Source organism: Variovorax sp. dw_954, assembly GCF_018449755.1.
Lineage (GTDB): Bacteria > Pseudomonadota > Gammaproteobacteria > Burkholderiales > Burkholderiaceae_C > Variovorax.
This window is the reverse complement of sequence record NZ_JAAVVD010000001.1, coordinates 1-19,618: the sequence shown is the minus strand read 5'-3', so window position 1 is coordinate 19,618 and position 19,618 is coordinate 1. Positions and strand designations below refer to the sequence as shown.

Genomic DNA, 19,618 nt, shown 5'->3' with positions numbered 1-19,618 from the left:
GCTTGATCAGGGACTCAGCGCAGCGCAGGCGCTTCGGCGTCGACCGTCGACTTGGGCGGCGCGGCGCCCATTCCCTCTGCCGCGGCAAGCGCCTTGCGCATCGCCTCCACATTCACGCGCTCCAGGTAGCGCGGGATGTTGCGCCAGAGCGTGTGGTACCCATAGCCACCGCGGAACATCTCGTGGCGCGCCGCGTCCTTGCTCCAGCCTTGGACCACCATGCGATAGAGCGCGATCACCACGCCGGTGCGGTCGGCGCCGTGCCAGCAATGGACCAGCACCGGACCCTTCTTCTCGGCCGCGCAAATGGCGATGAGCGCCCGCAACACCTCGTCGTCGTTGATCGACCAGGTGTCGATGCGCACGCGCTGGCGTTCGATGCCGGGATGGTCGCCCAGCGCCCGCTCGTCACTGTTGAACGAGCGGAAGCTCAGCACGGTGCGGATGCCCAGCGCCTCCAGCGCGGGCGCATCGTCCCGGCGCGGCTGGCCGCTGCGGTAGAGCGTCGGTGTGACGCGGTGCAGGTTCTCCGGCAGGACGCCCGGCACGTGGCTGTGCAACCGCTCGGCCCAGTGCCCCGGGCGCACGTCGAGCACGGCAGAGTGCCGTCGCGAATGGCGCCTCATTTCCAGCCCGTCCGCGCAGGGCTTCGATGCAGGAGCCAGAGGATCAGCGCCGCACCGCCAAGCCCGATCCAGTAGTCCACGGGGGCACCCAGCAGCCAGTGCGGATGCCACGCGACGTGCGCCGGATCGAACCTGGCCCAGCCATAGGCCGGGTTGGCCACGAACCAGACGAAGTCCTCTACCATCCAGAAGGTCACCACGCCGGCCAGCGCCAGCGCGGCATCGCGCCAGCGCCACTTGCCGTTGAAGGCGAGCGGCGAGAAGAACACCAGGGCCATGAACGAGAACACCCAGGCGTGGTAGCCGGTCATGGCGCGGCCGCCCCAGAAGATGTCGAGCAGCCAGTGCTTCTCGATGCGCCAGGTCGGCAGGCTGGCGGCCCAGCCGGCGCTGCCTTCGATCTGGATTTCAACGTTAGCGAAGAAAAACGCCATCAGGAGTACCCACGCGAGGTACCCCGCAGTCCGACGAACGCTCATGCCTACCAGCAGTTCGCCAGACTCAGGAGGTTGCCGGCCAGGTCGTAGTTGGACTTGGTGCCGTCCGCCTGGATCCGGAATTCGAGGCAGGCGGTGTCGGCGGTTTGTGGGCCACCGGTCTTGGGCTTCGCCTTGGCGAGGTATCCCGTGGCATCGCTGACCACCGTGAGCTGGTAGAAGGCCGAGCCGCTCGAATTGATGTCGAACGGCCACGTCGACCCGGCGCCATAGCCGAGCGTCGGCGGGTCGAGTGAATATGAATTGGTATTGCTGAACACGCGTTCCTCCCTTGCAGCCAGATCCAACAACGCATTCTTGGCGTCGGCTCTGCGCGACTTGCGGATGTACGACTGGTAGGACGGGTAGGCGATGGCGCTCAGGATCCCGATCACGGCCACCACGATCATCAGTTCGATCAGCGTGAAGCCTCGCACATGCTTGCGTCGCGACACCCGGCCGGCTTGACAAGAAAAAGTGGCCTTGATCATAGCGGCGTCCTCGCGTTGCATGGATTGGCTGGCGTGCTGCGTTGTCTACGACAGCACATCAGCGCATCTTGATCCAGGTCAGCCGGCCACCGCCGCTGGCCGAGCCGGGATTGACCTGCGTCACCGAACCCTGCCCGCTGACGGTCTGCGTGGCCAGGTACTTCTTGGTGCCGGCGCTCACGATCGACGGCGAGCCGACGCCGCTCAGGCCGATGCCCGCCACGATCTGGCCCGTGGCCGACACGAAGTTGTTGGTGGCATCTCCAAAGAACGACGACGCCGGCGGCGCGCCGGTGGCCGGATCGATGGCCATCGTGAAGCCCGAGGCCGGTTGCTGGTCGCAGCTCAGGGCCTGGTTCACCGCCGGCAGCGTGGTGTTCACCAGGAACAGGCCGTCGGAAACGATGGGGTTGTAGATGATCTGCTCATTGGCGCCGGGCAATTGCACCGACCATCCGAACTTGGTGTTGCCGGTGGTGCAGGCGGTCGAGCCTTGCCAGCAGATCGTGTTCCGGGTGACGGTGCGCGCGCCGGAAATCAGCCCGTTGGAATAGGTGGTGTCGGTGGTCACGGTCTGCGACTGGAGTGACGAGGTGGTCACCGTCTGCGCGGTCGCCAGGCTGGTGTATTGCGCCGAGCCCTTGTTGTTCCACGCGGCCATGTCCCAGTCCCAGATACCGAACATGTACTGCGTCCCGGTCGTGGGCGTGGCGGCGGACGTCAGGGTCTGCGGGTAGATCTGGCCGGTGCCGAAGGTCACCATCAGGCGCGGCGCCGTCGACGCGGCAACGACCGACGACACGGTCAGGCGGGAGGTGATGGGCTTGCCGCCCGTGTAGAAGATCGCCGTCGAACGGACGGCCCAGTTGCCCGCCGTCGCGCTGGTCACGTCGAAGCGCCAGACATTGCCGAACACATCGCCGGCATACAGGTAGTCGATCACGTGGTCGCCATCGAGGTCGGCGGAGCTGACGTAGGCAATGCCGTTGCGCGCGGTGACCGTGCTACCCGACATGGTCGGGCCGGAGCCCGGGCCCGCCGAGAGGTAGCGGAAGGTCCTGGCGCCGGTGGTCTGGTCGACCGTCATGATGAAGATGCCCGCGCCGCCGTTCTTGCTGTTGAGGCCGTTGCCGAAGATGACAGCCCAGTTGCCGTCATGCATGCGCCGGATGATCGGGGTGCCGTAGGTGCTGCCCAGGTTGTCCTGGCAGCTGACCGCGGCCACGGCGGGCGTGCTGCCGCTGGCGGCGACGGCGGCGACGTCCGTGGCGGCGCAGGGCAGTGTGCTCGAACTCCATTCACCCAGCACCAGGTTGGCCGCATTGGACTCCGCGAAGTTGGCGGCGGTGGGGGTGGTGACGTCGAGCGCGTAGATCGCACCTTTGGCGACGGTGGTGTTGTCGCCGATCACGCCGCCCGCATTGCCGCCCGCACCCAGCCCGCCCACGAGCCAGGTGTGCCACTGGCCGCCGTAATACAGGTCGCCCGTGCCCGGCGTGGCGTCGACGAAGGCATTGTGGCCATATTGCGGCGACGAGAAATCGAGTGCCGCCGTGGTGTTGGAGTGGATGGTGTTGAGGGCCATGGCCGGCATGTACGCCAGCAGTTCCCTGCCGTCGTTGAGGGCGGTGGTGTCGAAGTCCCCGCCGGCGGTATAGGCCCCCGCGCGGAAGCCGTGGAGCAGCCCATCGTTGCTGCCCGCGTACACCACGTTGGTGCGGGTCGCGTTGGCGGTCGCGAAGGCGCTGTAGGTGGTCGAGCCTTCGGGCATGGTGGTCGACGGCGCCAGCAGGTCCTTCCAGGGGGAAGTGAACGGGGACTGCGGCGGGCCGACCCATGTCGGGCTCGAGTTGACGATGTCGCCCAGCACGCTGTCGCGCAGGCGGTACGTGCCGGTGCCGCTGGAGGTGAGTTCGTTGGTGCGGTCCCCGCGCAGGTAGTTGAGCCGGTTCGCGGTGTTGGGGGGGGTGTCCCCCGCGGTCAGCACCGCCTGCTGGCCGCCCGTGCCGCTGCCCAGGTTGGTCCACTGGAACGGAATGCCAATCGAGTTATTGGACGTGAGGATGGTGCGCGCCGCGGAGGCCTGCGCGGTGGTGGCGACGCCGGTGCTGGCGCAGGCGCCGCCCGTGAGCACGCAGCTCGCATCCCAGTTGGCCGTCGGGTTGATCGACACCGTGTTGTTGGTGGTGTTGATGACCAGGTTCTTCGCGGAGAGCTGGCCCCACCAGTTCACCGGGTGGTAGAAGGCCAGGTAGATCTGCGAGCCCACCTGCACCTGCGCCGACTGCTGGATGTTGATACCGGCGGAGCTCGCCGCCACGTTCACTGGCGCCGCCTTGAAGCAGACGATCTCGTGCACGTTGCTGCCGCCGCCCGTGCCGGAGCTGAAGCCGAAGCGGAACTTGGAAGGCAGGGCGCCATTCGACGCGGTGATCAGCTGCTTGTTGATCACGGTCTGCGCGGCGCCGCCGTCGTAGCTGTAGTTCAGGCTGAGCAGGCCGTCCTGTGTGATCTTCAAGCCGTAGGTGATGGCCTTCGCGGCGCCGCGTTTCGGATTCGACACGCCCTCCTGGTTGAAGATGGGCGACTGCACCGTGAGCGCGCTGGTCGCGATGAGCGGGTAGTCCAGGACTTTGACTCCGGTGTCGACCGGTAGCGCGGCGTTGGTGTAGTTCCACAACGTTCCTGTGCGGCACGTATTGCCGACGGCGAGTTGCCGAAAGTTCGAGGGCACGGTCGACGGGTAGTAGTTCGGGTACTGGCTGTTGAGCGCGGTCCAGTTGATGTTGCCGGCGCCACGCAAACTGACACGCCCCGGGGCCGAGCCCGAGCCGCTGGCGGTGTTGTCGCCGGGATTGGAGAAGTTGCCGAATTCGTCGATGCCCAGGCCGACGTAGGCACCCTGCAGGCCGTCGTTGACGTCCTTCGCGTTCGCGCAGCTGTAGCCCAGGCTGCCGCCGTACGCGCCGGTCTTGGTGTTGGCATCCACGCTCTTGACCAGGTCCCCGTTGACGAGGAAGAAGGCGATCCCGTCCGCGCCCGACTTCTGGTTCGCCGAGTTTTGATAGCTATTGCCGCCATAGGTCACCGTCTTGAAGGTCACCTCGACGCCCTGGTTCGACGGAAAGTCGAACTGCGAATAGACGGCGCCGGTCTGGTTCGTGCCATCGCTGCCACCATCGGTAAGGCGCAACGCGCCGCTTCCGACCGGATCGCCCGTGCTGCCGAGACTGCCGTTGACGCCACCCACCAGGTCGCTGCCGCGTGAGGTGTAGTAAGGCAGCCCGACGCACTTGGGAATCGTGCCGGTGCCGTCACCCGCGGTCAGGCAGGCGCCGGCCAGGCTCTGCCACGGGTACTGCGAAGACGCACCCGTCAAGGTGTCGCTGATGACCGTCTGGGCGTGCGCGCCCAGCACGACCAGCCCGAGCGCGGGCAGCGCGACGAGCCAACGAAAAAGCCTGGAGGACATGGTGTGGCTTTCAGGGACCACTGAGGTCCTTGGTGGAAGACGTGTAGGCGGCATAGACGCTTTGCACCACGCTGACGGTCGTATCGCGCCCGCCGTAGCCGACGCCGGTGATCTGGTACAGCACCGACTTGCCGTCTGCGCTGTAACCCAGCAGCGCGATGTGCAGGGCCGGGCTCTTGGCATAGTTGACGTCGCCGACGGTGCCGCTCGACGACTGGCTGTTGACGTTGCCCGCCGTGTTCACCGGCATCTGCGGCGGCTTGTAGGTGATGCTGCTGGTCCACGGCAGCGTGCCCGGATTCACCAGCTTGCTGTTGGTGCCGCTGCAGATCCGCATGTTGGCCTGCACGGTGCCGTCGACGGTGCCGCTGCAGGCGCCGCCGGCCCCTGCGTTGCCCTGGCCGAGCCACCATTCGCCGTAGCGCACGGCGCTTTCGGCGGCAGACAAGGAACGTTGCTTCTCCAGCGTGTTGCCGGCAATCGACTCCTGCGTGCCGAAGCTGCGGTACATGCTCACCGCGACCAGCGACACGATGACCAGGATGAGCAGGCTGGTGAGCAGCGCGACACCGCGTTGCGCACGGGGACCGGTGGATGGAAGGTGCGGCTTCATTTGGTGTTCATCAGGTTGATGACCTGGACGACGGTGACGGTCTGCGTCGTGCCGTCGACCTTCTTCTGCGGGAACCCGAGCGAGACCCGCGCGGTGTAGACGTTGCCCCAGAGATTCGCCGCCGTGATGCCGGCGGCCGGCATGTAGGTGTCGACGGCGTGCTTGTCGTCGCCATCGCTGTCGACGCCGTACAGCACGCTGAAGTTGCTGACATTGGTGGCCAGCGCCACCGGCGCGCCGGCGCCGGTGCCGTCGTCGAGCGTGCAGGTGAGTTCGTTGTTCGCATTCACCCTGAAGGTGTTGACCGTCACGGCCACGCTGCCGAGGGCACCGGCGGTGTTGGTGACGCCCTGGCAGTTCATGAGGCCGTCGCCGTTCGCGCGCTGGTAGCGGACCGTGACGGAATCGGCCGCCGCACCTGTGCCGGCGCCGGTTGTGCCGACGATTCCCTGCCCGGCATCGAAGGCGTAGCTGGACCCGTCGGCCCGGGTCACGGTGGTCACCTGCGGCAGCGCCTGTGGGCGCGTGTCGCCCAGCGGATCGACGAAATAGCCGGCCGACTGGATGGTGGTGGTGAGCATGGTGAGCGCGAGGCGCTGGCTGTCCTGCAACTGCGCGAGGTCGTTCTGCGCGTTGAAGGTGTTCTTCATGTTCAGGTAGACGTTGAGCACCGCCGCGAGCAGGAACAGCGCAATGGCGATGGCCACCATCAGTTCGATCAGCGTGAAGCCGGCTTGTCGGACGGCGCGCAGGATGCTGGGTCTTCGCATGAAACGGCCCTCAAGGTTCGATGTAGAGCGTGTACGAACGCGCACCGCTGGTGCCGAATCCGGTTCCGGCCGCCGTCTTCGTGGAGTTGATGTACCTGTCGTTCCACTGGATCGTGAGAACGCAACTCACGGGCACATCGGAGCTGCTCGAGCAGTTGACGAGCGAAGTCGTGCCGGGGAGCAGGGCGTCGAGGTTCCGCGCCCAAATGCCGACTTCGAGCGCCGCCATCTGCTGCAGGGAGCATTTGGGCCCTGACGGCTTCGTGGCCGAGGTACATTCGCCCGACGGGATCGTGCTCACTACGCCGGTGGCGTCAGTGACCACGGCGCCATTGGTGCTGAAAGTCCTCACGACCAGCCCGCCGTCGCGCCAGAACTCCCGGTTGCCGTGCATGGCCGCGGCCAGGCTGTTGGCCTGCATGGCCACGATCGAGCGGCTGCTGGCGGTCTGCGTGCTGGAGACGGCCAGCGCCTGCATCTTGGCAAAGCCGAAGATGCCGATCGTCAGCAGCAGCACGGCGACCATCACCTCCAGCAGGGTGAAGCCGGCCTGAGCTGTCCGCGACCGACGCGAAGACGACAGTGAATTGCGCTTCATGAGCAGGTTCCCCCCGCGGTGAGAACCTGCTGCCGCCCGGCGAGGTTCAGGGTCACGCAGCGCGTGGCCTTGGCATTGACGGGGCTGGTGTTGAGCGTCAACTGCACCGTGCCGCCGGGCAGGTTCAATGCAAATCCGTCGCGGCTGTAGGTGATGGCGCCCAGGCCGCCGCTCGCGGTGAAGGTGTCGGTGCCGCTCCACTTGGCTTGCCTGCGCATGACCGTCTCGCCGGTGTCAATGGTGATGTTCGACGCATTGCCGTTGTTGAAGATGAGCCAGCCGTTCTGCCAGGGCGTGTTGTTGCCGCCGCACACCGCGGTATTGGTGGCGGAGGTGGCGCACACGGTCACGGTTTCGCCGCGGCGGATGGCTTCGGCGCGCGCGAACTGCAGGTCGCCGACAAAGCCATTGACCTCGGTGGCAACGCGATTGCGCTGCGTCAGGTCGATGAAGGAAGGCGCGGCGACGGTGGCCAGGATGGCCACCACCGCGAGGACCACCATCAATTCGACGGCGGTCACGCCGCGAAGGCGGCGCACGACACGGAGACTTGTGCGGAAAGTCGCGCGGCTGAAGGCAACGACGTGGATCGGGCAGATCATCGATCGGGTACAGGTTGCTGGCGTTCTTCACCTGTGGCTCCCTGGCCTGCTTCCTGCCCGCAAAGGCAAGGAAGTAAGTCGATAGATTGCACTTTTCGAAGCCGTTTGAGTTAGTGCGCGCGCACTTCTTCCGACAAACGGCGCCCGGCCGACGATGGGCGGCGTGACTACAACTTCAGGCCGAAGCCGTCCGGCCGGCCTCGCGCACAGTCGCGCGCGCCATCAGGCGTACTTATGCAGCGTCGCCCTGGAGCACGCGTTCCAGCACGCGCCGCGCGGCGTCCGGCTTGCCGAGCCCACGGCTGATCCGCGCCATGCGGGCGAGCTGTTCCGGCGCGGCCATCAGGCGGGCGATCTTGTATTCCAGCCCGATGGTGTCGTAGGCGAGCCAGGCGGCCCCCTCCTCCATCAGGAAGCCGGCGTTGTGCTCCTCCTGCCCCGGAATGGGCGACACCAGCAGCATCGGCTTGCCGAGCGCGAGGCATTCGGAGATGGTCAGGCCACCCGGCTTGGTGACCACCAGGTCGGCCGCGGCCATGAGCCGCTCCATCTCGTTGGTGAAGCCGATGGCGACGAGCCGGCCGGCCGAGCGCTCGCCCAGGCGCTTCAGCGCCGCGTGCGCCGCTTCATTGCGGCCCGCGACGGCAATCACCTGGAAGTCGCAGCCCGGGCCTTCGAGCGCCAGCACGCGCTCGACCATGCTCGGGAGATCGCCCACGCCGGCGCCGCCCGAGACCATGAGGATGACCTTGCGCGCCGGATCGAGGCCCAGCCGGGCGACGCAGGCGTCGCGCGCCAGTTCGGGCGCATCGGGCTGCGAGAAGGCCGGCATCACCGGGATGCCGGTGACGTGGATGCGGTCGGACGCCAGGCCGCGCGCCCGCATGCGGACCGCGACCTCATCGGTGGCGGCAAGGTAGCCGGCCATGCCGGGGACGATCCACATGTTGTGCAGGTCGTAGTCGGTGACCTGCAGCCAGACCGGGCAGTCGATCCGGCCCTTGTTCTGCTCGCGCATGAGCAACTCGGCCGGCAGGAAGTGCGTGCAGACGATGGCCTTGGGATCGACGCGATGCACCTCGCGCAGCAGCGCGCCGGCGCTCACCCGCTCGATGCCGCGGCGCAGGCGCTGCGAGGTGGCGCTGTGCGGCGTGGTGTCGGTCTTCTGGTGCAGGTAGGACCAGACCTCGGGCGCGCGGTTGACCAGCTTGATATACCAATCGGTATAAATCTTGCGGAATCCGCTCGGAAAGTGGGCCATGGCGTCGATGTGGGTCGCGCCGCAAGGCGGTACGAGGGCTTCGGCCGTGGCGGCGAGCGCCTGCGCGGCGCGGACGTGGCCGTTGCCGGCACTGACGCTGAGGATGAGGAGTTGTCGGGATGTCATGGGCGTTGAGTGTCTCGCGAAGGGGGCGGAAAGGCCGAACGCAGAGGTCGCAAAGGTTTCGCAGAAGTCGCAAAAAAACCAGAATTGAGATGTCTTCTTCTGCGACTTCTGCGACTTCTGCGTAGATCCTGTATTCCTTCTGCGTTCGGCTGTCCGGCCCTTTGATTCGAGGGCTACATCACCAGCCGGTAGCCCACCGCGGTCTCTGTCAGCAGGTGCCGCGGCTGTGCCGGATCGGCTTCGAGCTTCTGGCGCAGGTGGCCCATGTAGATGCGCAGGTAGTGGCTCTGTTCGGAATGCGACGGGCCCCAGACCTCGCGCAGCAACTGGCGCTGCGTGAGCACGCGGCCGGGGTTGGCCGCGAGCGTGGCCAGCAGGCGGTATTCGGTGGGCGTCAGGTGCACTTCGTGGCCGGCACGGCGCACGATGCGGGCGGCGCGGTCCAGTTCGATCTCGCCGAAGCGGAAGGTGGCCTCGGGCTCCTCGCCGCCGCCGCCCGCGGCACGCGGCCGGCGCAGGTTGGCGCGCACACGGGCCAACAGTTCGCCGGTGCCGAAGGGCTTGGTGAGGTAGTCGTCCGCGCCGGCATCGAGCGCCTCGACCTTGTCGGCTTCGTCGGTACGTGCCGACAGCACGATGATCGGCACCGCCGACCAACCGCGCACATCGCGGATCAGGGTGACACCATCGCCATCGGGCAAGCCCAGGTCGAGCACCAGCAGGTCGGGCTGGCGCGTGCCCGCCGCCGCGAGTCCGTCACGCAGGTTGCCCGCCTCATGCACCTGCCAGCCCTCGGCCTCCAATGCGCCGCGTACGAAGCGGCGGATCTGGGGCTCGTCCTCGATCACGATGGCGGTGGGTGGGGGCATGGGTTCAGGAATTCGGATGCGGGATCGGACTTGACCGTACGCGAAGGGCGCGAAGATACGCGAAGGACGCGAAGGAATTCAAAGAAAATTTCTGTCTTCTTTCGCGTCCTTCGCGGGACCTTTGCGTCCTTTGCGTCCTTTGCGTCCGGCTGTCCGCTTTCATGGCACCTCCATCGTCGGCGGCTCTCGCCTCGGCAAGGTCACGGTGAATTCTGCGCCGCCGCCTTCAGCGTCGGACGCGGTGATGGCGCCACCATGCGCGTGCACCACTGCCTTGCAGATGGCCAGGCCCAGGCCGACGCCGGGGGTCGCGGACTCGGACTGGCCGCGCGTGAACTTGTCGAAGAGGGTCTGCTCGCGGCCTTTCAGTGCAGTGGGCAAGCCGGAGCCGTGGTCCCGCACCGTGAGGACCAGCGTCGACGGCGTGACGGTCGCGCCCAGCACGATCGGCGGCGCGCCGTACTTGGCTGCGTTCTCCAGCAGGTTGACCAGCACGCGCTCGATCAGCACGGCATCGAACTCCACCAGCGGAAGATCGGGCGCGAGTTCGGTCTGCACGGGTCGCTCACCCAGCGCGGGACGTGCGGCGCGGATCGCGGCGCCGACCACCTCCTCGATCGATTGCCAGTCGCGCCGCAGGTTGACCGTGCCGTCGCCCATGCCGCTTTCGAGCCGCGCCATGTCGAGCAGGTTGTCCACCAGCGCATTGAGGGCGCGCGCCTGCGCCACGATGGCCTGCGCCGCCTCGGCATGCTGCTGCGGCGGCAGCGTGCGCAGCGATTCGGCCAGTGCGATCAGCGCAGTGAGCGGCGTGCGCACGTCGTGGGAGATGGCGCCGAGCAAGGCGTTGCGCAGGCGCTCCGATTCCATCTCGACGACCGCCGTCTGCGCCACGTTGACGTAGTGCACGCGTTCGAGCGCGATGGCGATCTGGCGCGCCAGCGTCTCCAGTTGCTGCGCCTGCTCGGGGATCAGCAGCCATCGCGTTTGCGCGGGTGCGAGCGCCAGCACGCCGCGCACGCGCATCGGCGCCTGCAAGGGGATGTAGTGCCATGGCTGCGCGGCCAGCGTGGCGGTGCCCAGGCCCGCTGGCTGGGCCTGGCGGAAGGCCCAGTCGGCCACGCTGAAGTCGAAGCCCTCGGGCACGGGTTCGGGCGGCAGGAGTTGGTCGGCCTCGTTGGTGATGAGAACGCGGGCCCGGCCGCCGAAGTAGCGTTGCACGGCGGCCGTGCCGAGCTCGACGACCTGGCTGCTTTCCAGCGCCGCCGACAAGTCACGCGCCAGTTCGAACAGCGACTGCGCGCGGCGCTCGCGGCTGTTCGACACGTTCATGGAAAAGGTCAGCGACGCGGTCAGTTGCCCGACCAGCAGGCCGACGACCAGCATGACGGCGAAGGTCACGAGGTACTGGACATCGCTGATCGAGAACGACATGCGCGGCGGCACGAAGAAGAAATCGAAGGCGCCCACGTTGAGCAACGCCGCGAAGGCCGCGGCGCGGGCCCCGTAGCGCGCGGCGACGATCACGACGCCGAGCAGGAACAGCATCACGATGTTGGCCGGCGCCAGCACGCCGGTCAGCGGCGTCGCGAGCAAGGTGACCGCGAGGCTGCTCACGGCCGCCGCGACAAAGCTGCGCCAGCGCGAGGGTGGCTGGTGCTCGGCCACGTCGGTCGCGGCATGGCCCCGCGCGTCCAGCGGTGCGCGTGCGAGGCGGCGCGTGGCCTCGACATGACCGACCGCGACGATGTCCAGCGCGGGCGCGTGGCGCGCCAACCGACGCGCAAGCGATATGCGCCATGGCCACCAGCGGCGCCAGCCTTCGGGCTCCGCGCGCCGGCCCACGACCAGCATCGCGCAGTTGAGTTTGCGGGCCTGCAGGGCGAGTTGCTGCGCGACGTCATCGCCGGTCAGCACTGCAGTCTCCGCACCGAGTTGCTCCGCCAGCTTCAGCACGGACAGGACGCGGTCGCGCCGCGATGCGGCCAGCCGCTGCAAGGGCGGCGTCTCGACATAGGCCGCATGCCAGCGCACGTTGAGCTGGCCCGCGAGCCGCGCGGCGGTGCGCACGGTCTGGGCCGCATCCTCGTGCGGGCCGACGCACGCGAGGATTGCGCCCGAGGTGTTCCAGGCCTGCAAGGCGCTGGTGCCGGACTGTTCGACGCGCCAGCCGCGCATGTCGTCTTCCACGTGCTCGGCGGTGCGGCGCAAGGCAATCTCGCGCAGCGCCATGAGGTTGCCCCTGCGGAAGAAGTTCTGCGCGGCGCGCTCGGCCTGCTGCGGCAGGTAGACCTTGCCGGCTGCCAGGCGCGCGGTAAGTTCGTCGGGCGTGACGTCTACCAGCACAACTTCGTCGGCCTCGTCGAGCACTGTGTCGGGCACCGTCTCGTGCACCCGCACGCCGGTGATGGCGCCGACCGTGCCGTTGAGGCTTTCAAGATGTTGCACGTTGATGGCTGACCAGACTTCGATGCCCGCGGCCAGCAGCTCCTGCACGTCCTGCCAGCGCTTGGCATGGCGCGAGCCGGGGGCGTTGGTGTGGGCCAGTTCGTCGACCAGGAGGACCGCGGGCTTGCGTTGCAACGCTGCGTCCAGATCGAACTCCGGGAGTGCGCGGTCGCGGTAAGGCATCTGGCGCAGCGGCAGTTGTTCGAGGCCTGCGAGCAAGGCGGCCGTTTCGCTGCGGCCATGCGTCTCGATGACGCCGACCAGCACGTCGCGCCCGGCTGAACGTTCGCGTTGCGCTGCGCTCAGCATGGCCCATGTCTTGCCGACGCCAGCGCTCGCGCCGAAGTAGATGCGCAACTTGCCGCGTTGGGCGCGCGCCTCGTCACTGCGCAGTTGCGCGAGCAATGCGTCAGGGTCGGGGCGGAGGGCGTCGTTCATGCGTTGGTGTTGAGCGTACGACCAGATGCGGGATCGGACAGCCGTACGCAGAGGACGCGAAGGTTACGCGAAGGACGCGAAAGGAATATCAAAAATGTCTTCTGAATTCCCTTTGCGACTTTTGCGAAACCTTTGCGACTTCTGCGGTCGGCCGCATTCACTGCGCCCCGTCCAAGGCCAGATTGAGTTCCAGCACATTGACGCGCGGCTCGCCGAGCAAGCCCCACAAGGCGCCTTCGGTATGGCTCGCGATCAGTTGCTCGACCTGCGCCGGCTGCATGTTGCGTGCGTGCGCGACACGGGCCGCCTGGTAGCGCGCGGCGGCGGGACTGATGTGCGGATCGAGTCCACTGGCCGATGCGGTAACCAGGTCGACCGGCACCGTCGCGGTGTTGCCGGGATCGGCTGCGCGCAAGGCCTCGATGCGGGCCTTGACTGCGTCGGCCAGTGCCGGGTTCAACGGGCCTTGATTGGCGCCACCGGACGCAGCGGCGTTGTAGGGCATCGGCGCGGTGGCGGAGGGGCGGCCCCAGAAGTGCTTCGGGTCGCTGAAGTTCTGGCCGATCAGCGTGGAGCCGATGGCCTTGCCGTCACGCATGACCAGGCTGCCCGCCGCCTGCGCGGGGAACGCGGCGTGCGCGACGCCGGTGACGGCCAGCGGATAGAGCACGCCGGTGAGCAGCGTGAGGGCCGTGAATATCACGAGCGCGGGGCGAATGATCTGGTTTGTCATTGGAATTCCTTGGTTTGATGATCGGGTCGAAGAACGCGACGTGCGCGCGGCCTTGAGGGCGTGCTCATACCCACCCGACGAGAGCAAGCAGCCAGTCGATGGCCTTGATGCCGATGAACGGAACGACCAGCCCGCCCAGCCCGTAAATGGCGAGATTGCGCCGCAGCAGCGCGGCCGCACCCACCGGCCGGTAGCGCACGCCCTTCAGCGCCAGCGGGATCAGGAACACGATCACCAACGCATTGAAGATCACCGCCGACAGGATCGCGGACGATGGACTCGCGAGCTTCATCACGTTGAGCGCGCCCAGTTGCGGATAGGTCGACACGAAGATCGCCGGGATGATCGCGAAGTACTTGGCCACGTCGTTGGCGATCGAGAAGGTGGTGAGCGAGCCGCGCGTCATCAGCAGCGCCTTGCCGGTCTCGACCACTTCGAGCAGCTTGGTCGGGTTGGAGTCGAGGTCGACCATGTTGCCGGCCTCCTTCGCGGCCTGCGTGCCGCTGCCCATCGCCACCGCCACGTCGGCCTGTGCGAGCGCGGGTGCATCGTTGGTGCCGTCGCCGGTCATCGCGACCAAGCGGCCTTCGGCCTGGTATTGGCGGATCAGCGCGAGCTTGTCCTCCGGCGTGGCCTCGGCGAGGAAGTCATCGACGCCGGCCTCTGCCGCGATGGCCGCGGCTGTGAGCTTGTTGTCGCCGGTGATCATCACCGTCTTGATGCCCATGCGGCGCAGCTCGGCGAAGCGCTCCTTGATGTCGGCCTTGACGATGTCCTTCAGCTCGACGATGCCGAGCACCCGGTTGCCCTCCGACACCGCCAGCGGCGTGCTGCCACGGCGCGCCACGTCGTCGGCCGTGCGCAGCAACTCGCTCGCCATCGATCCGCCTAGCGCCTCGACGTGCTTGCGCACCGCCTCGACCGCGCCCTTGCGCAGCATGACGGCGCCGGTGTCGAGGGTGTGTCCCGCGGCGGGCAGGTCCGCGCCGCTCATGCGTGTCTGTGCGGTGAACGCAACGATTCGGCCGCCCGCGTTCGCCACCGCGTGCACCGCACCGACCGAACCGACTGCACCGGCTCCGGCAGAAGTCTTCGCATCGCGCGCCTTCCCGTCGCCACCGAGCAGGCCCGCAACGGCCACGTCGCTCACGCCCATGCGGCGCGCCAGTTCCACGATGCTGCGGCCCTCGGGCGTCTCGTCAGCCAGCGAGGCAATGACCGCCGCATGGATCAGGCGCTGCTGCGCAATGCCGGGGCCGGGCAGGAAGGCACTCGCCTGCCGGTTGCCATGCGTGATGGTCCCGGTCTTGTCGAGCAGCAGCACGTCGACGTCGCCCGCCGCTTCCACCGCACGGCCAGAGGTCGCGATCACGTTGGCCTGCATCATGCGGCTCATGCCCGCCACGCCGACCGCTGACAGCAGGCCGCCGATGGTGGTCGGGATCAGGCACACCAGCAGCGCCACCAGCGCGGTCAGCGACACCACGCTGCCCGCTCCCACCGCGCCCACGCTGAACTGCGAGTACGGCAGCAGCGTCACTGTCACCATGAGGAACACCAGCGTCAGCGCGACCAGCAGGATGGTCAGCGCGATTTCGTTCGGTGTCTTGTGGCGCTTGGCCGCCTCGACCATGCCGATCATTCGGTCCAGGAAGGACTCGCCGGGGTTCACGGTGATGCGAACAACAAGCCAGTCAGACAGCACGCGCGTGCCGCCAGTCACGGCAGAGAAGTCACCGCCCGACTCGCGCACCACGGGCGCCGATTCGCCGGTGATCGCGCTCTCGTCCACCGAGGCCACGCCTTCGATGACTTCGCCATCGAGCGGGATCACGTCGCCCGTCTCGACAAGCACCACGTCGCCCTTGCGCAGGTTCGGCGCCTGCTCCGGAAGGAAGCCTGCCTTGTGATGCGGCGCATTCAGCTTCTTGGCCCACGTGTCCTTGCGCAGGCCGCGCAAGGATGCCGCCTGCGCCTTGCTGCGCCCTTCCGCCAGCGCCTCGGCAAAGTTGGCAAACAGCACGGTGAACCAGAGCCAGACCGAGATGGCCAGCACGAAGCCGGGCGGCATGCCGGTGCCGCCCTCGAAGCTGAGGGCGTGCAGCCACAGCAAGGTGGTGAGGATGCTGCCGATGTAGACCACGAACATCACGGGATTGCGCCACTGCACACGCGGACTCAGCTTGGCGAAGGCGCCCCGCAGCGCGGGCACGACCAGCGTGGCATCGAACAGCGAGAGCGACGAGCGCGTCGACAGCTTCGGCATCGGGACGACAAGGTTTTCGGATTTCATGGGATCACTTCCAGAGCATCAGATGCTCGACGACGGGGCCCAGCGCCAGTGCGGGCACGTAGTTGAGCAAGCCGACCAGCAGCACGGTGCCGATCAGCAGGGAGACGAACAGCGGGCCGTGCGTGGGCATGGTGCCCTCGGTCTCGGGTAGGCGCTTCTTCGCGGCCAGCGCGCCCGCGATCGCCAGCACCGGCACGATCACGCCGAAGCGTCCGAGCCACATCACCAGGCCGAGCAGCGCGTTGTAAAACGGGCTGTTGGCCGAGAGCCCGGCGAAGGCGCTGCCGTTGTTGTTGCCGGCCGAGGTCAGCGCATAGAGGATCTCAGAGAAGCCATGCGCGCCGGGGTTGGCAATGCCCGCCCTGCCGTCCGCCAGGCTCACCGCGAGCGCGGTGCCGGCCAGCACCAGGATCGGCGTGACCAGGATCGCGATCGAGGTGAGCTTCATCTCGTGCGTCTCGATCTTCTTGCCGAGGTATTCCGGCGTGCGGCCAATCATCAGGCCCGCGATGAACACCGCGAGGATCGCGAAGACCAGCATGCCGTAGAGCCCGCTGCCGACACCGCCGAACACCACCTCGCCCAGTTGCATCAGCACCAGCGGCACCAGGCCGCCGATGGGCGTGAGCGAGTCGTGCATCGCGTTCACCGCGCCACACGATGCGGCCGTGGTCACGGCGGCGAACAACGCGGACGCATCGATGCCGAAGCGCACTTCCTTGCCTTCCATGTTGCCGCCGGCCTGCAATGCGCTGTGCAATTGGTCGACGCCCATCGAAGCGAGCAATGGGTTGCCCGCCTGTTCCGCCGGCACCAACGCCACCACGGCGATGACGAACATCACCGTCATCGCGGCCAGCACCGCCCAACCCTGGCGCAGGTCGCCCACGACACGGCCGAAGGCGAAGCACAAGGCGGCCGGGATCAGGAAGATCGCCAGCATCTGCACGAAGTTCGCGAGCGCGCTCGGGTTCTCGTAGGGATGCGCCGAGTTGGCATTGAAGAAGCCGCCGCCATTGGTGCCGAGCATCTTGATCGCCTCCTGCGACGCGACCGGGCCCATCGCCAAGGTCTGCGTCTTGCCGCTCGCGTCTTCCATCACCGGGTTGCCGGCGGCGTCTTTCAGGGGCTGGCCATCGGGGCCGTTCTTCGGCTGCTGCCAGCTTTGCGTTTCCAGCGTGTCAACGGTCTTGTAGCTGTCGAAGTTCTGGATCACGCCCTGCCCCGCGAAGAACACGGCGATGACGAAGGACAGCGGCAGCAGCAGCCACACCGTGATGCGCGTGGTGTCGACCCAGAAGTTGCCGACGAGCCCCTTGCCATCCGTGCGGCGCGCGGCAAAGCCGCGGGCCAATGCGAACGCGACTGCGATGCCTGTCGCGGCCGAGAGGAAGTTCTGCACCGTGAGCCCGAGCATCTGCGTGAGATAACTCATCGTCGACTCGCCGGCATAGCCTTGCCAGTTGGTGTTGGTGACGAAGGCGACCGCGGTGTTGAAGGACGAGTCGGGCGAGACTGCGGCCATGCCGGCCGGGTTGAGCGGTAACAGGCCTTGCAGGCGCTGCAAGCCGTAGACGACGAGCGCGCCCAGCGCATTGAACGCGAGCAGCGCCAAGGCGTAGCTGCGCCAGTGCATCGACGCATCAGGGGACACGCCGGCGAGCCGGTAGAGCGGCGCTTCGATACGCGCCATCCAGCGCGGCAGGCGGCCCTCGCACAAGGCCGCGAGGAAGCGGCCGACCGGCCAGGCCAGCAGCCCTAGCACGGCGAGGAAAAGGACCAGCAAGGTCCAGGCAGAGGCGCTCATTTCAGAAGTCCTCCGCGTACAGCAGCGCGTAGACCAGGTAGGCGAACAGCGCGATCGCGATGAACGCGCCGAAGCCGTAGAGCACGTCGAGGCTGATCACGGCCGTTCCCCTTTGCCAGCCTGCAGCTTGTGCAGGCCCGCCACCATCTGCACCACGCCCAGCCACAGCACGGCCAGGGCGGCAATCCATATCAAGTCCATTCAGACACTCCGGTTTCCAGACATGCAGGCAGTCTCCGGAAGCGCGCGTAAAAACGGGGAATGGAGTGCGGCGCGGGGTGTAAAGAAGCCGTAAAAAAGGCCGGGAGGCACGGGGTTTGCAGACCCCGCGACACGCGAGTACTGTGCGGTCTGCCCCGACGTCTGGAACAACTACAAACCCCACCACCATGACCGACTCCACCCCACCCGATCTCAAGGCCGGCGTCCCGCTCGACCGCATCGCCGACGGCGCCATGCTGCCCGGTCAGGTCGACGGCGAAGACGCGCTGCTGCTGCGCCAGGGCGATGCCTTCTACGCGATCGGTGCGCAGTGCACGCACTACCACGCGGCGCTCGCCGATGGCCTCCTCTGCGGCCATGTGCTGCACTGCCCGATGCACCATGCGCAGTTCGACATCCGCAGCGGCGCGGCCTTGTGCGCGCCGGCACTCGACGACCTGCCGAGCTGGCGCGTCGAGCAGGCCGATGGCCGCGTGTTCGCGCGCGAACGCATCGTCGCCGCGCCGCGTTCGCTCATCAGGAAGACCGACGACGCGCCGCTGGACGACGTGGTCATCGTCGGTGGCGGCGCGGCCGGACTGGCCGCTGCCGACCGCTTGCGGCGCGAAGGCTACGAAGGCCGCCTGACGATGCTCAGCGCCGACGTCGACCCGCCCTGCGACCGGCCGAACCTGTCGAAGGACTTCCTCGCCGGCACGGCAGAGCCCGACTGGATACCGCTGAAGCCCGACGACTGGTACCGCGAGCAGCGCATCGACCTGCGGCTGAGCACGCGCGTGGAGGCGATCGACGTGTCCGCGCGCATGCTGCGCATGGCCGGCGGCGAATCACTGCGCTTCGGCGCGTTGCTGCTCGCCACCGGGGCCGACCCGGTGCAGCTCGAAGCACCCGGTGCGGCGCCGGGGCAGGTGCTGAGCCTGCGCAGCTTCGCGGACAGCCGCGCGATCGTGGCGCAGGCGGCATCGGCCCGCTCGGCGCTGGTGATCGGCGCGAGCTTCATCGGGCTGGAGGTTGCGGCATCGCTGCGCGCCCGTGGCCTGGAGGTGCATGTCGTGGCGCCCGACGCGGTGCCGATGCAGCGCGTGCTCGGCCCGGAACTCGGCGCCTTCGTGCGCGACCTGCATGCGTCGAATGGCGTGAACTTTCATCTGGGCACGAAGGTGACGCGCGTGGACGGCCGGCGCGCCTCGCTCGCCGATGGCAGCGTCGTCGAGGCCGACCTGATCGTCGCGGGCGTTGGCGTGCGGCCGTCGATCGCGCTGGCCGAGCAGGCCGGGCTCGTCATCGACCGCGGCGTGAGCGTCGACGCGTACCTGCAGACCAGCGCGCCGGGCATCTTCGCGGCCGGCGACATTGCGCGCTGGCCCGATCCGCATTCGGGCGAACGCATCCGCGTCGAACACTGGACGCTCGCGCAACGCCAGGGCCAGATCGCCGCCCTGAACATGCTCGGCCAGCGACGGCGCTTCGATATCAGCCCGTTCTTCTGGAGCCAGTACTACGACGTGACGCTGCAGTACGTGGGGCATGCGGAGCGGTGGGATGCGATCGAGATCGATGGGTCGCTGGAGAGACGGGATTGCAGCGTGCGCTATCGGCTGGGTGGGCGGGTGCTGGCGGTGGTGACGATCGGGCGTGACCTGGGCAGCTTGCGTGCGGAGCGGGAACTGGAGGGAGATGTTGCGCCGGGGGAGCCTGGGGTTGTCGGCGCGCTCGGTGCGTAAATTGGCGGCGCGCTCGATCAGGTCACATTGGATTCGTCAGCGTCGCTTT

At 67.6% G+C, this 19,618-nt stretch carries 16 protein-coding genes; 1 reads left to right on the top strand and 15 read right to left on the bottom strand.

Annotated features, from left to right (window positions below; translation table 11 throughout):
- Positions 1-14: 14 nt before the first annotated feature.
- The 15 genes from HB681_RS00080 to kdpF form a co-directional block, all read right to left on the bottom strand.
- Complete coding sequence (locus HB681_RS00080; RefSeq protein ID WP_345944598.1) at positions 15-596, bottom strand: tyrosine-protein phosphatase; 582 nt, start codon at positions 594-596, stop codon at positions 15-17.
- A 26-nt stretch (positions 597-622) separates the two neighbouring features.
- A complete protein-coding gene (locus HB681_RS00075; protein ID WP_345944597.1) occupies positions 623-1,060 on the bottom strand; it encodes a hypothetical protein in 438 nt (145 codons plus the stop codon).
- Between the two features lie 47 nt (positions 1,061-1,107).
- Entirely contained in the window at positions 1,108-1,614 is a 507-nt protein-coding gene (locus HB681_RS00070; RefSeq protein WP_275946394.1) for a type IV pilin protein, read from the bottom strand.
- 37 nt (positions 1,615-1,651) lie between these two features.
- Complete coding sequence (locus tag HB681_RS00065) at positions 1,652-5,065, bottom strand: PilC/PilY family type IV pilus protein (RefSeq protein ID WP_213952712.1); 3,414 nt, start codon at positions 5,063-5,065, stop codon at positions 1,652-1,654.
- 10 nt (positions 5,066-5,075) lie between these two features.
- Positions 5,076-5,678, bottom strand: a complete 603-nt coding sequence (locus HB681_RS00060; RefSeq protein ID WP_213952711.1) for a PilX N-terminal domain-containing pilus assembly protein — start codon at positions 5,676-5,678, stop codon at positions 5,076-5,078.
- Complete coding sequence (locus tag HB681_RS00055; protein WP_213952710.1) at positions 5,675-6,448, bottom strand: PilW family protein; 774 nt, start codon at positions 6,446-6,448, stop codon at positions 5,675-5,677. The genes HB681_RS00060 and HB681_RS00055 overlap by 4 nt, the downstream gene beginning before the upstream one ends.
- Before the next feature lie 10 nt (positions 6,449-6,458).
- Entirely contained in the window at positions 6,459-7,046 is a 588-nt protein-coding gene (gene pilV, locus HB681_RS00050; protein ID WP_213952709.1) for a type IV pilus modification protein PilV, read from the bottom strand.
- Positions 7,043-7,585: a GspH/FimT family pseudopilin gene (locus HB681_RS00045; protein ID WP_345944596.1), complete on the bottom strand. Its 543-nt coding sequence runs from the start codon at positions 7,583-7,585 to the stop codon at positions 7,043-7,045. The genes pilV and HB681_RS00045 overlap by 4 nt, the downstream gene beginning before the upstream one ends.
- A gap of 295 nt (positions 7,586-7,880) precedes the next feature.
- A complete protein-coding gene (locus HB681_RS00040) occupies positions 7,881-9,035 on the bottom strand; it encodes a glycosyltransferase (protein ID WP_213952707.1) in 1,155 nt (384 codons plus the stop codon).
- Between the two features lie 173 nt (positions 9,036-9,208).
- Entirely contained in the window at positions 9,209-9,904 is a 696-nt protein-coding gene (kdpE, locus tag HB681_RS00035; RefSeq protein WP_213952706.1) for a two-component system response regulator KdpE, read from the bottom strand.
- A gap of 159 nt (positions 9,905-10,063) precedes the next feature.
- Complete coding sequence (locus HB681_RS00030) at positions 10,064-12,790, bottom strand: DUF4118 domain-containing protein (protein WP_213952705.1); 2,727 nt, start codon at positions 12,788-12,790, stop codon at positions 10,064-10,066.
- 157 nt (positions 12,791-12,947) lie between these two features.
- Positions 12,948-13,523: a potassium-transporting ATPase subunit KdpC gene (kdpC, locus tag HB681_RS00025; RefSeq protein ID WP_213952704.1), complete on the bottom strand. Its 576-nt coding sequence runs from the start codon at positions 13,521-13,523 to the stop codon at positions 12,948-12,950.
- Positions 13,524-13,587: 64 nt separating this feature from the next.
- The gene (gene kdpB, locus HB681_RS00020; RefSeq protein ID WP_275946393.1) at positions 13,588-15,816 is read right to left on the bottom strand and encodes a potassium-transporting ATPase subunit KdpB; all 2,229 of its coding nucleotides are present in this window, start codon (positions 15,814-15,816) and stop codon (positions 13,588-13,590) included.
- 4 nt (positions 15,817-15,820) lie between these two features.
- The gene (gene kdpA, locus HB681_RS00015) at positions 15,821-17,623 is read right to left on the bottom strand and encodes a potassium-transporting ATPase subunit KdpA (protein ID WP_213952703.1); all 1,803 of its coding nucleotides are present in this window, start codon (positions 17,621-17,623) and stop codon (positions 15,821-15,823) included.
- 1 nt (position 17,624) lies between these two features.
- Positions 17,625-17,723, bottom strand: a complete 99-nt coding sequence (gene kdpF, locus HB681_RS37885; protein WP_213952702.1) for a K(+)-transporting ATPase subunit F — start codon at positions 17,721-17,723, stop codon at positions 17,625-17,627.
- A 289-nt stretch (positions 17,724-18,012) separates the two neighbouring features.
- Between kdpF and HB681_RS00005 the strand changes: the two genes are divergently transcribed.
- Positions 18,013-19,569, top strand: a complete 1,557-nt coding sequence (locus HB681_RS00005) for an FAD-dependent oxidoreductase (RefSeq protein ID WP_213952701.1) — start codon at positions 18,013-18,015, stop codon at positions 19,567-19,569.
- The last annotated feature ends 49 nt before the right edge of the window (positions 19,570-19,618 follow it).